Here is a 12,941-nt window from a genome sequence, read left to right on the forward strand (position 1 = left end):
GCATGTTAAAGACTTTTATTGAAAGACCTGTATTATCTACAGTAATTTCTATCATAATATTAATACTTGGAGCCCTAGGTCTTACTACCCTCCCAGTAACGCAATACCCAGATATTGCCCCACCAACAGTTCAGATTGCAGCTAGTTATCCAGGTGCAAATGCTGAAACAGTTATGCAAAGTGTTATCATCCCGATCGAAGAGCAAGTAAACGGGGTGGAAAACATGGATTATATTACTTCTACTGCCTCTAATGACGGTAGTGCAAGTATCCAAGTTATTTTTAAACAAGGAGTTGATCCAGATATTGCAGCTGTTAACGTACAAAACCGTGTTGCTAGAGCTACGCCTTTATTACCTGCAGAGGTAACTCGTTCAGGTGTTACTACACAAAAGCAACAAACAAGTGCATTAATGTTCGCAGGTTTTTACTCTACAAACCCTAATTACGATGCGATTTATATTCAAAACTATATGAATATCAACGTAATTCCAGAGTTAAAGCGTGTTAGCGGAGTTGGAGATGCTTCTGCTTTTGGAGCAAAGAACTACTCTATGAGAATTTGGATTGACCCTGTTAAAATGAAGGCTTATGATCTAATTCCAGCAAATGTTGTACAAGTTTTAAATGAGCAATCTCTTGAGGCTGCTGCTGGTCAATTAGGAGAAAATAGTGCTCAATCTTTCCAGTATGTTATCAAATATAGTGGTCGTTATAAGACACAAGAACAATATGAAGATATTGTAATTAAGTCTTTAGAAAACGGACAAATACTACGCCTAAAAGATGTAGCTAAAGTAGAACTTGGAGCGCAATCTTATGCTGGTTCGTCAGCTATGGATGGTAATCCTGCTGTTGTAATGGCTATTTACCAGACTCCTGGTTCGAATGCCCAAGAAATTATTCAAAATCTATACGTTGAATTAGATAAAATTACAGCGAATTTACCTGAAGGAATACACTTGAAGGTATTGATGGATACTAACGAATTCTTAGATGCCTCTATTGCTAAAGTGGTAAACACACTTATTGAAGCGTTTATCTTAGTGTTTATTGTGGTGTATATCTTCTTACAAGATTTCCGCTCAACATTAATTCCTTTAATTGCGGTACCAGTATCTATTATTGGAACCTTCTTCTTCTTGAATTTATTTGGTTTCTCTATAAACCTTTTAACTCTTTTCGCTTTAGTTCTAGCCATTGGTATTGTGGTGGATGACGCCATTGTTGTGGTAGAGGCCGTTCACGCTAAAATGGAGGAAACAGGTTTAGATGCGACAACTGCCAGTGAGAAAACGATGGATGAAATATCGGGTGCCATTATCTCTATTACTCTTGTAATGGGTGCTGTATTTATTCCGGTAACTTTTATTCCAGGACCTACAGGAGTATTCTACAAGCAATTTGGTATAACACTAATTATTGCAATTTTCATTTCTGCAGTAAACGCCCTTACTCTGAGCCCGGCTTTATGTGCTTTATTCCTTAAACCGCACGTATCTCATGAAGGTCAAAAAAGAAACTTCATTAGAAGATTTTTTGATGCTTTTAACGTAGGATTCAACAACCTTACGCACCGTTATGGAAATAGCTTTAAGTTCCTACTTAAACATAAATGGACAACATTTTTAATTATTATCGCTTGTCTAGGTGTAACATATTATACTTCTTCTATTACTCCTACTGGGTTCGTTCCTAGTGAAGACAGAGGATTCATCATGGGTAATATGGAATTACCTCCTGGTGCAACTCAAGACCGTGTAGAGAGTATACAGGCTGAGTTTTCAAAAATGATTGAACAAATCCCAGGTGTAGACGCTGTAACAGTTATTTCAGGAATGTCTTTTATTAACGGTCAAGGTTCTAACTACGGAATGGTGATGGTTAAATTAGACGACTTTGATAAGAGAAAAACACCTGAATTATCTACTAATACAATTATTGGTAAATTATTTGGTTTAGCTGCAATGCAGTTCCAAGATGCAAAAATGATTTTCTTCCAACCACCGAGTATTCCAGGATATGGTATGTCTGCAGGTTTTGAATTAAAATTATTAGACCGTTCAGGAGGTTCATTAACAAGTTTTGATCAAAAATCTCAAGAGTATGTTCGTGCCTTAATGGCAAGACCAGAGATCATGTATGCACAGACTTCGTTTAATACCAATTACACACAATACGAACTAGACTTAAATATCCCTAGAGCTAAAGAATCAGGAGTATTAGTAAGTGATATCTTCTCTGCATTACAAGGTTATATTGGAGGTATCTATGCGGCTGACTTTACTCGTTTTGGAAAACAATACCGTGTAATGGTACAGTCTTTACCAGAATACAGAACAAACAAAAACAGTCTAAAAGACATCTATGTTAAAACTGCTTCTGGAAAAATGACACCTGTTACTCAATTTGTAAGCCTTAAAGAAGTATATGGTCCTCAATCAGTAACACGTTATAACTTATTTACCTCGTCTAATATTAATGGTGCTCCAAGCCCAGGATATTCTTCAGGAGATGCTATTCGTGCAATTCAGGAAGTTAGTCAACAAACTTTATCTCAAGATTACGGTATTGACTTTACTGGTTTAACACGTGAGGAAATTAGCTCAGGATCACAAACTGTTATCATCTTCGGATTGTGTGTACTGTTTGTATACTTCCTATTAGCTGCGCAATATGAAAGTTATTTATTACCACTTGCTGTAATTTTCTCTTTACCAGGAGGAATCATGGGAGCATTCCTTGCTCAAAAGCTAGCTGGTCTAGAAAATAATATTTACTTCCAAATTGCATTAGTGATGCTTGTAGGGCTTCTAGCTAAGAACGCTATTTTAATTGTAGAGTTTGCCGTACAAAGAAGAAAGCATGGAGAGTCAATTGCAGACTCAGCAATAAACGGAGCTAAAGCCCGTCTTCGTCCAATTTTAATGACATCTTTCGCCTTTATCTTAGGATTAATGCCACTTGCATTTGCAACTGGAGTTGGAGATATTGGTAACCGTTCAATTGGAACAGGAGCTGCATTTGGACTTTTAATTGGAACAATCATTGGAGTATTTATAATCCCAGTATTATATGCTATATTCCAATATCTTCAAGAAAAAGTTAAACCAATGAAATTTGAAGAAAAAAAGCACGCATAACAATGAAAAGACAAACTTTATATAGAATAATTCCCATTGCGGTATTAGGCTTAACAATGCAATCTTGTTTTGTTGCCAAAAAATACGAGACGCCTCAGGTAATAGATGAGCAATTTTACCGTACAGATAAAATTACTCAAGACACTACCTCTATTGGGCAAGTAGCATGGAAAGAATTTTTTAATGATCAGTATCTTCTACAGTATATCGATCAAGCTTTAGAAAATAATATTGATATCCGCATTGCATTAGAAAACATCAATGCAGCTCAAGCATATATGAAACAAGGAAAATGGGGCTATGCCCCTACCTTGAATCTAGGTGCAAACTATTCTCATAGTGTATCTTCTAAAAATACAACTCAAGGTCGCTCGATGGGTGACACACGCTTGAAAACAGATCTATGGGATGGTACAGCACAATTCTCTTGGGAATTAGATGTATGGGGTAAGATAAGAAGTAACCAGAAAGCTACAGCAGCAGGTTATTTACAATCTGTAGCAGCGCATCAAGCTGTAAAAACACAGCTTATCTCTACTTTAGCACAGACTTACTACGAGCTATTAGCTCTAGATCAACAAAAAATCGTAACTCAAAACACTATTGTAAATAGAGAAAAGAGTTTAGAAACAATGGTAGCTCTTAAGGATGCTGGGCAAGTTACCGAAGTAGCCGTTAAGCAATCCCAAGCACAATTATACAATGCTCAGGTATTACTTTTAGATTTAGAAAACTCAATCAAATTGACAGAGAACTACTTTAGCTTATTACTAGGAAAAGCTCCTGAGGCAATCCAAAGAGGTAGCTTAGAGAATCAAAACATGGATACAGATTTAAGCATTGGAGTACCTACGCAACTCTTAGCTAACAGACCTGATGTTCGTGCAGCTGAATTAGGTTTCAGACAAGCTTTTGAGTTCACTAATGTGAGTAGAAGTAACTTCTATCCAAGTTTTAGAATTACTGCTAATGGAGGGCTTCAAAGCACTAAGTTTGATGATTTTTTCAGTACAAGTTCAATGTTTGCAAATATTCTTGGAGGCTTAACTCAGCCATTACTAAATGGTAGAGCAGTTAAGACGCAATACCAAGTATCTAAAGCAGTTCAAGAACAAGCTTATCTAGATTATAAAAACAGTATGCTAATAGCTTCTAAAGAGGTTTCAGATGCACTATTTACTTATCAAAGTGCAACTAAAAAAGCAGTGTTGAAAAAACTAGAATATGAGTCTTATAATGATGCTACAGACTTTTCTGAAGAACTTTTAATCCAAGGTATGGCAACATACTTAGATGTTTTAACAGCACGTGAAAGCGCTTTAGCAGCACAATTAAGCTACATTAATTTAGAATTGACCCAACTAAACTCGCTTGTTGCTCTATATAGAGCTTTAGGTGGAGGGGTAAACTAAAGTTCAGCAATAACAATAAAAAAAGAGTGATTTTAAAAAATCACTCTTTTTTTTATCTTTACTCTATGAGAATCTCAACATTTATACTTCCTTTATTATATCCGAGCTTACATTGGTCGAAACCTAAGGATACGAAAACGGTATATTTAACTTTTGATGATGGCCCTATTCCACAGGTTACACCTTGGGTATTGTCTATATTAAGCAAATATAACATTAAGGCTACGTTTTTTTGTATTGGAGATAATATCTCTAAGCACCCTTCCATTTTTAAAGAAATAATAAATCAAGGCCACCAAGTAGCCAATCATACTTTTAATCATTTAAATGGCTGGAAAACCTCAAAATTCGATTATCTAGCCAATATTGAAAAGTGCCAAAATATAATGGGCAAAACTACACTAATAAACAATAAATTATTTCGACCCCCTTATGGTAAAATAACACGCAGTCAGATCAAATTATTACAACAAAATGATTATAAAATTGTAATGTGGTCTAATCTTACAAGGGACTATGATAAAAACTTAGATGCAGAGAAATGTTATCAAAACACCATAAATGCACTTTCCCCTGGAAATATTATCTTATTTCACGATAGTCTTAAGGCAGAGAAAAATCTAAAGCACACCTTACCAAAACTAATTGAATACCTTATTGAGAACCAATATAGCTTTGGATTAATCTAATAAATTTTGCAGTACCCTACTTAAAGTAACTGCGTCGGTTAAGCGTGCTTGTCTCCAAATCATAATGTCATTTTTATATAATAACATGGTTGGAACATGTTTTATTCGAAGAGCCTGTGCCAGAAGATCATTTTTCAAAATATTGATTTTCACAATCTTAATCTTTGCTCTAAGCTCAATTGCAATTTGTTTAATAACCCTATTCATTTGAGTACACTCCAGGCTGTTAGGCGAATGAAAAAAAACAAGCACTGGTAACTCCCCCTTTAGCAAATCTGCAAATCTAAACATATATTTTTTTTATTATTACTTTTCGATTGATTCCACAATTAAAAGTGCAAAAATATACATTTTACTTTATATAATTATTTTTTTCTTCGTATTTCAATAACAGTAATTTCCGGCCAAATACCGGTTCTTCCCATATAAGCATGATACCCAAAACCTCTGTTCACATAGAGGTATTTACCTAGTTTTTCATATAAGCCTGCCCATTGCTTATATACATATTGTACAGGGCTCCATTTTAGAAATCCTGGTATGTCAATTCCAAATTGTGAACCATGTGTATGTCCACTTAAAGTAAGTTGAATATTCTTTGGATGATCTAAAACTTGTGCTTCCCAATGTGAGGGATCATGACTCATTAAAATCTTGAAATCTTCCGCATTTACTCCATCTAAAGACTTATCTAAATCTCCATATTTCATAAACTTCATTCTAGCACCCCAATTCTCAGACCCTACAATAAAAATAGATTCTCCATCTTTAGTAATAACACGGTTCTCATTTCTTAAAAGAGTAAAACCAATTTTTGAGTTACCTGTGCAGATAGCCTCGAAATTCTCTTGTTCTTGCTCTTTAGTTGGCCATTTTGAATAAGTTCCATAGTCATGATTACCTAACACAGAGTAGTTTCCATAAGGATGAGCTTTAAGCCTACCTAAATTAGAATACCATCTATCCATTTCCGAGGCACGACTATTTACTAAATCACCTGTAAATAGAAGTAAATCGCTTTGCTGCTCATTCACTAAATCAATGGCATAATTTAGCTTTTCTTCATTATCAAAACTTCCACAGTGAATATCTGAAATTTGCGTAATTGTGAAGCCGTCAAATGCCACAGGCAGATCTTCAAATTCTAAAATAGTTTTATAAATAGTATACTTGAATCGACCAACTAACACTCCATGTAATACTGAGATGAAAGGTATTGCAGCAATTCCTAAAGCTAACTGGGAAATAAACTTTCTTCGACTTGGAATAAAATTACCTTGAAAATTCTGCCCTTTAAAATACTGTACAACAGCTCTAAACCCGCCTATTAACAAGCGTAGCATATCTTCTATAAAAGTGAATAATGCTATAATTAGCTTAGGTAAATAAAAGATTAAAATCAAACTAGAGGAAACCATAGAGGCGTAATTGGAATCCTTTTCTCTGCTAAAAGTGGAAAAACCATATAAAATAACTCCCAATAAAATAATACTTCCTATAATGTAGTAGATTAAACCACGTTTACTTTTTATTAATTGCTTTACACCTAAGAAAGCATAGACTTCAATAAAGACAAATAACAATAATCCAATTAAGGCAATTTTCATAATAACTAAATCTAGTAGAGGAACAAAAATAAGGTAATAATTATATACTAGCGAGGCTTTAACAAAAATTAAATAACTTAATACATTGGAATACTTAGAGTTGTAAATTGAGTTATTATAGAGCAAGTAAAAATCCTTATCTTTGACTTTTGAATATAGAAAACAACAAAAACCCATCTTCAATGGCTAACAAAAATCGTCTTTTTTTACTAGATGCATATGCCCTTATTTTTAGAGGATATTATGCTTTTATAAAGAATCCTAGAATTAATTCAAAGGGACTAGACACCTCGGCAATCTTAGGTTTTATGAACTCCCTATTGGATGTTATCAAAAGAGAAAAACCTGATCATTTAGCAGTAGCCTTTGACAAAGGAGGCAGTCAAGCTAGATTAGCAGTATTCCCAGAATACAAAGCAAATAGAGACCAAACACCAGAGGCAATTAAAATAGCTGTCCCTTATATTAAGGAAATACTCCAAGCCATGCATATTCCAATTATAGAGGTAAATGGTATTGAAGCTGATGACTTAATTGGAACTCTTGCTAAGCAAGCAGAAAAAGAAGATTTTCAAGTTTTTATGGTAACGCCTGATAAAGACTACGCCCAATTAGTATCCGAAAATATTTTCATGTACAAACCTGCAAGAATGGGTAATGGCATAGAAATTTGGGGAATTGACCAAGTGAAAGAAAAATTTGAAGTGGAAGATCCTCTACAAGTTATTGATTACTTAGGAATGATGGGAGATGCTGTAGATAATATCCCAGGGCTACCAGGAGTTGGAGATAAAACAGCTAAAAAATTCATCAAGCAATTTGGCTCGATGGAAAATCTTCTAGAAAATACACATCTTTTAAAAGGAAAGATGAAAGAAAACTTAGAAGCAAACAAGGAGAAAGGTATTTTATCCAAGCAATTAGCTACCATTATGCTTGATTGTCCAGTAACATTTCAAGCAGATAAATATATACTAGAACGACCAGATATTGAAAAATCTGAGGCATTGTTTATTGATCTAGAGTTCCGTAGAATGAAAGAACAATTTGATAAAATTTTTATCGAAGATCAAAATAAACCAAGCACTTCATCCCAAAGCGATAGCGCTCCTATTGGTGAGCAATCTAGCTCTAACTCTGGTAGTGAACAATTTTCTTTATTTGGGGAACCACTAGATGATGCAACTCAAGGAAGTAGTTATTTTTACAATTTACAAACTAAAGCACACCATTATCAGATGTGTAATAGTAAAATGGCTAGAAAATTACTTATTCAAAGCTTGCTAAAACAAGCAAGTGTTGCTATGGATACAGAAACAACTAGTTTAAATCCACTAGAAGCAGACTTAGTAGGAATCTCATTTAGCTTTGAAGCGGGTAAAGCATTTTACGTACCCTTACCAGAACAACGACAAGAAGCCTTAGAAATACTGGAAGAATTCAAAGATTTTTTTGAATCTCCTTCTATTCTAAAGATAGGACAGAATCTTAAATATGATATAAAAGTATTGATGCAATACGGAGTGAGTATACAAGGACCTTTATTTGATACCATGATTGCTCACTATTTAATCAATCCTGATATGCGCCATAACTTAGATGTTTTGGCAGAAACTTACCTAAAATACACTCCTCAACCTATCGAGGACTTATTAGGTAAAAAAGGAAAAAATCAAAAAACAATGCAGGAAATTGACCCTGAACTAGTAAAAGAATATGCTGGTGAGGATGCCGATATAACCCTTCAATTAAAACAATGCTTTGAACCATTATTGGAGCAAACCCAAACAATAGACTTATTCAAGGATATTGAAATTCCACTTGTAAAAGTTTTAGCCGACATGGAAAGCCAAGGTATTGCTTTGGACATTTCTTTCCTTGCAACTTTACAAAAGCAATTGGAAACTGAAATAAAAAACTTAGAGGATTCTATTTTTGAGCAAGCTGGCGAACAATTCAACTTAGCCTCTCCTAAGCAACTTGGAGATATCTTATTTGAAAAATTAAAAATTGGAGGCAGCAAACCTAAAAAAACAAAGACAGGTCAATACGCAACTGGAGAAGAGATCCTAAGTGCTTTAAGCCAAGACAATCTAATTGTTCAAAACATTTTACAATGGAGAAGTTTGGTTAAGCTACAAAACACATATGTGGAAGCTTTACCAAAGCAGGTAGATCCAAAAACAAATAGAATTCACACAGAATATATGCAAGCTGTAGCTGCTACAGGTAGGTTAAGTTCAAATAACCCTAACTTGCAAAATATTCCAATTAGAACTGAAACAGGAAAAGCAATACGAAAAGCCTTTGTACCAAGAGATGAAAATTATGTACTTCTAGCGGCGGATTATTCTCAAATAGAATTGAGAATTATCGCAGCATTAAGCCAAGAAGACACAATGATCGAAGCCTTTAATAAAGGATTAGATATTCATAGTTCTACTGCTGCAAATGTATTTAATGTACCATTAGATCAAGTTACCAAAGAACAAAGAAGCCATGCCAAAACGGTGAACTTTGGAATTATTTATGGAGTTTCAGCTTTTGGTCTTAGTAACCAAACTAATCTAAGTAGAGCACAAAGTAAGGAGCTAATTGATGCTTATTACCAAACTTATCCAAAACTTAAAGACTACATTGCTACGCAAGTAGATTTTGCAAGAGAACATGGATACGTACAAACCATTTTAGGTAGAAGAAGATATTTAAAAGATATTAACTCCCATAATGCTATGGTTAGATCTGCTGCAGAACGAAATGCTGTAAACGCACCAATCCAAGGAAGTGCTGCAGATATTATTAAAATAGCAATGATTAATATTCATAATAAACTAGAACAAGAAAACTGGAAATCAAAAATGCTTCTTCAAGTTCATGATGAGTTAGTTTTTGATGCACACAAAGATGAATTAGAAGCTCTACAAATAATGGTAAAAGAACAAATGCAAAACGCTTTTGAACTCGAAGTACCTTTAGTAGTAGATATTGGTGTGGGTCAAAACTGGTTAGAGGCACATTAAAAAGCACTTATAGAATGTAAACTACTTAACTCATAAAAACCGCAACTTCACTAATTTTATGTTGTTACAAGCATAAGTTAAGGACTACATTTGTAAAAAAGAAAATCCACCTTAGTTAATAAGGTCCCTATTAAAGCTTACTTATATAGCTTTAAAAAAATCTATTCTATCTTAAATAGAAATAAAAAATGGTAAGCAATTTATTTTGTTCTTACCATTTTTTTTGCTTTTCATCTCTTTTCTAGGTTATTTAATCAGGTCATTCAACACATTAACAAAACTTTAAATTGCAGTATAACAGCTAACTAAGCAGCACTTTGGGATAAAAACCCACCTTACACCGGCAGAGCCTTATGTCCAAAAGCACCTAAGTTTCCCTACCTTTGCAGCCGTTATTTAAAAATTCGCACATGAAAAAATATCTAGGGAAATTTATGTTGGCTATCACAGGATGGAAACTTAACATGAATAACATATCGATAAAAGATCAAAAGAAATGCATTTTACTTTGTGTACCACACACATCAAACTGGGACTTTTATTATTCCCTAGCTTGCTTTTGGATAATTGGTGTGCCTTTTAGAATTTTCATCAAAGATTACTATACTAAATCATGGTTTGGTTTTTTCTTTAAAGCCCTTGGATGTATTGGAGTTGACAGACAAAAAAATCAAAATTTAGTACAATATGCAATTGACTTGGTGAATACAAATCCAGAAATAGCTATCATTAATACACCTGAAGGTACTAGAGCCTTTTCTCAAAAATGGAAACAAGGATTCTATCACATAGCTAAAGAAACAAATATACCAATCGCATTATGTTATGCGGATTATAGAAAAAAAGAGTGTGGTATCATGGACCTTATGTGGGTAGAGGACAAATCTTTTGAACAGGTATTGGATCAAATCACCCCATACTTTAATGCAAACATGGCTAAATACCCAGAAAATTACAATCCAAAATACTATTAATTTTTTTCCAACATTTACTCAGTAGGTAAAAAAATTAACTCCGAAATAGAGGTTCTATTTTAAATAAAGAAACATACTTATTATTTGAAACTATATTTATAATAATAAGACTTACAATTAAATACAGAAAAAACTGTATATTCGCTTTGCAAAAATACACCTAAACAACTTACAACTCAATCCATTGAGTGATAAAATATTTAAAAAAATCACTCCATGTACTTGTATAGTAAATAAATATTTGTACTTTTGCACTCCCTTAATTGGGAATGGAATGTTTAATTAAATACTAAATTATTGTGGAAAGTTTAAGCTACAAGACAGTATCGGCTAACAAAGCTACTGCTCAAAAAGAGTGGTTAATTGTTGACGCTGAAGGTCAAAATTTGGGACGTCTTGCTTCTAAAGTTGCAGTACTTTTAAGAGGTAAACACAAAACAAATTACACACCGCACGTAGACTGTGGAGACAACGTAATCGTTATCAACGCAGAAAAAATCAACCTTACAGGTAACAAATTAGAGGATAAACAATATATCCGTCACACTGGTTACCCAGGAGGTCAAAGAGTATTAACTGCTAAAGTATTACAATCTAAGAATCCAGCATTATTAGTTGAAAAAGCAGTTAAAGGAATGTTACCTAAAAACAAATTAGGTTCTCAATTATTCCGTAACCTAAATGTAAATGTAGGTGCTGAGCACAAACACGAAGCTCAACAACCTAAAACCGTTAATTTAAACGAAATTAAGTAATGGGAGTTATTCACAAAATCGGTAGAAGAAAAACTGCTGTAGCTCGTGTTTATGTTTCAGAAGGAACAGGACAAATTACAGTAAACAAGAAAGAGTTCGCAACTTATTTCCCAACAGCTACTTTACAGTACAAAGTTTTACAACCATTAACATTAACTGATAATGTTGAGAACTTTGATATTAAAGTAAATGTTTACGGAGGAGGAAGCACAGGTCAAGCTGAAGCTGTACGTATGGCTATTGCTAGAGCAATGTGTGAAATCGAAGTTGAACACAGAGCAGTATTAAAACCAGAAGGTTTATTAACGCGTGACCCTCGTATGGTTGAACGTAAGAAGTTCGGTCAAAAAGGTGCTCGTAAGAGATTCCAGTTCTCTAAACGTTAATATTTATTTATTATTAAAAAATCTAAGTTTTTGTTGCCCACTTACTGAGGTAAGAGGTAGTTTAGCATCTAAATGGTTAAGACCGAATATATTATTCCTCGCTACTTAATCATTGCTAAAGTAACAGAACGTAAACTATTACAGAAATGGCAAACAACGTAGAAGTTAAAGAATTACTAGAGGCAGGTGTTCATTTCGGACACATGACTAGAAAGTGGGATCCTAACATGGCTCCTTACATCTATATGGAGCGTAATGGTATTCACATTATCAATCTATATAAAACTGCAGCTAAAATTGAAGAAGCTAATGAAGCTTTGAAAAAAATTGCTGCATCAGGAAGAAAAGTACTTTTTGTTGCTACTAAAAAGCAAGCAAAAGATATCGTAGCTGAGAAAGCAGCTGCAGCTAACATGCCTTACATCACTGAAAGATGGCCAGGTGGTATGTTAACAAACTTCGTTACTATTCGTAAAGCTGTTAAAAAAATGGCTCATATCGATAGAATGAAAAAAGACGGTACATTTATGACTCTTTCTAAGAAAGAGCGTTTACAAGTTGAACGTCTTCGTGCTAAATTAGAGAAGAACTTAGGTTCTATCGCTGACATGACTCGTCTACCAGCAGCTCTATTTGTAGTAGATATTAAAGCTGAACACATTGCGATTAAAGAAGCTCAAAAATTAAACATTCCAATCTTTGCTATGGTTGATACTAACTCTGACCCACGTCAAGTTGATTTCGTTATCCCAGCAAACGATGATGCTTCTAAATCAATCGATAAAATCTTAACTTTAGTTACTTCTGCTATTATCGAAGGTAATGCAGAAAGAAAATCTGAAAAAGAAGAAGCTACTGCTGCTGCTTCTAAAGAAGAAGCTGCTAAAGCATAATTTTTTAACAATATCTTAAAGTCGTTATGCTGATAGATGTTTACCTTTGTATTCAGCTGTCC

The 12,941-nt window shown here is 34.1% G+C and carries 10 protein-coding genes; 8 read left to right on the top strand and 2 right to left on the bottom strand.

The window, feature by feature from the left end; genetic code table 11:
- The first annotated feature begins 2 nt into the window (after positions 1–2).
- The 3 genes from ACYSNM_RS03035 (at position 3) to ACYSNM_RS03045 (ending at position 5,244) form a co-directional block, all read left to right on the top strand.
- Complete coding sequence (locus ACYSNM_RS03035) at positions 3–3,143, top strand: efflux RND transporter permease subunit (RefSeq protein ID WP_461755557.1); 3,141 nt, start codon at positions 3–5, stop codon at positions 3,141–3,143.
- 2 nt (positions 3,144–3,145) lie between these two features.
- Positions 3,146–4,555 (top strand): efflux transporter outer membrane subunit, encoded by a 1,410-nt coding sequence (locus ACYSNM_RS03040; RefSeq protein ID WP_461755558.1) that lies wholly within the window; start codon positions 3,146–3,148, stop codon positions 4,553–4,555.
- A 65-nt stretch (positions 4,556–4,620) separates the two neighbouring features.
- The gene (locus tag ACYSNM_RS03045) at positions 4,621–5,244 is read left to right on the top strand and encodes a polysaccharide deacetylase family protein (RefSeq protein WP_461755559.1); all 624 of its coding nucleotides are present in this window, start codon (positions 4,621–4,623) and stop codon (positions 5,242–5,244) included.
- On the opposite strand, the gene ACYSNM_RS03050 is transcribed toward ACYSNM_RS03045, so the two are convergent.
- Positions 5,236–5,535, bottom strand: coding sequence for a thioredoxin family protein (locus ACYSNM_RS03050; RefSeq protein WP_461755560.1), 300 nt, complete (start codon positions 5,533–5,535; stop codon positions 5,236–5,238). The genes ACYSNM_RS03045 and ACYSNM_RS03050 overlap by 9 nt on opposite strands.
- A 74-nt stretch (positions 5,536–5,609) precedes the next feature.
- Complete coding sequence (locus ACYSNM_RS03055) at positions 5,610–6,851, bottom strand: metallophosphoesterase (RefSeq protein ID WP_461755561.1); 1,242 nt, start codon at positions 6,849–6,851, stop codon at positions 5,610–5,612.
- Positions 6,852–7,033: 182 nt separating this feature from the next.
- Here ACYSNM_RS03055 and polA point away from each other — a divergent pair, with 182 nt between their 5' ends.
- From polA to rpsB, 5 genes are all read left to right on the top strand, one after another.
- Positions 7,034–9,871 (top strand): DNA polymerase I, encoded by a 2,838-nt coding sequence (gene polA, locus ACYSNM_RS03060; protein WP_461755562.1) that lies wholly within the window; start codon positions 7,034–7,036, stop codon positions 9,869–9,871.
- A gap of 410 nt (positions 9,872–10,281) precedes the next feature.
- Positions 10,282–10,845, top strand: a complete 564-nt coding sequence (locus ACYSNM_RS03065; RefSeq protein ID WP_461755563.1) for a 1-acyl-sn-glycerol-3-phosphate acyltransferase — start codon at positions 10,282–10,284, stop codon at positions 10,843–10,845.
- 299 nt (positions 10,846–11,144) lie between these two features.
- Entirely contained in the window at positions 11,145–11,600 is a 456-nt protein-coding gene (gene rplM, locus ACYSNM_RS03070) for a 50S ribosomal protein L13 (protein WP_461754399.1), read from the top strand.
- Positions 11,600–11,986 (top strand): 30S ribosomal protein S9, encoded by a 387-nt coding sequence (gene rpsI, locus ACYSNM_RS03075; protein ID WP_461754400.1) that lies wholly within the window; start codon positions 11,600–11,602, stop codon positions 11,984–11,986. The genes rplM and rpsI overlap by 1 nt, the downstream gene beginning before the upstream one ends.
- Before the next feature lie 146 nt (positions 11,987–12,132).
- Positions 12,133–12,879: a 30S ribosomal protein S2 gene (gene rpsB, locus ACYSNM_RS03080; protein ID WP_461755564.1), complete on the top strand. Its 747-nt coding sequence runs from the start codon at positions 12,133–12,135 to the stop codon at positions 12,877–12,879.
- Positions 12,880–12,941: the final 62 nt, after the last annotated feature.

This window comes from Myroides sp. LJL116 (genome assembly GCF_054871685.1).

Excerpts from the sequence above, each read along its gene's own strand:
- ACYSNM_RS03065 (WP_461755563.1), top strand. The coding sequence starts at position 10,282 with ATGAAAAAATATCTAGGGAAATTTATGTTGGCTATCACAGGATGGAAA.
- polA (WP_461755562.1), top strand. The coding sequence starts at position 7,034 with ATGGCTAACAAAAATCGTCTTTTTTTACTAGATGCATATGCCCTTATT.
- rpsB (WP_461755564.1), top strand. The coding sequence starts at position 12,133 with ATGGCAAACAACGTAGAAGTTAAAGAATTACTAGAGGCAGGTGTTCAT.
- ACYSNM_RS03055 (WP_461755561.1), bottom strand. The coding sequence starts at position 6,851 with ATGAAAATTGCCTTAATTGGATTATTGTTATTTGTCTTTATTGAAGTC.
- ACYSNM_RS03050 (WP_461755560.1), bottom strand. The coding sequence starts at position 5,535 with ATGTTTAGATTTGCAGATTTGCTAAAGGGGGAGTTACCAGTGCTTGTT.
- rpsI (WP_461754400.1), top strand. The coding sequence starts at position 11,600 with ATGGGAGTTATTCACAAAATCGGTAGAAGAAAAACTGCTGTAGCTCGT.
- ACYSNM_RS03035 (WP_461755557.1), top strand. The coding sequence starts at position 3 with ATGTTAAAGACTTTTATTGAAAGACCTGTATTATCTACAGTAATTTCT.
- ACYSNM_RS03045 (WP_461755559.1), top strand. The coding sequence starts at position 4,621 with ATGAGAATCTCAACATTTATACTTCCTTTATTATATCCGAGCTTACAT.
- ACYSNM_RS03040 (WP_461755558.1), top strand. The coding sequence starts at position 3,146 with ATGAAAAGACAAACTTTATATAGAATAATTCCCATTGCGGTATTAGGC.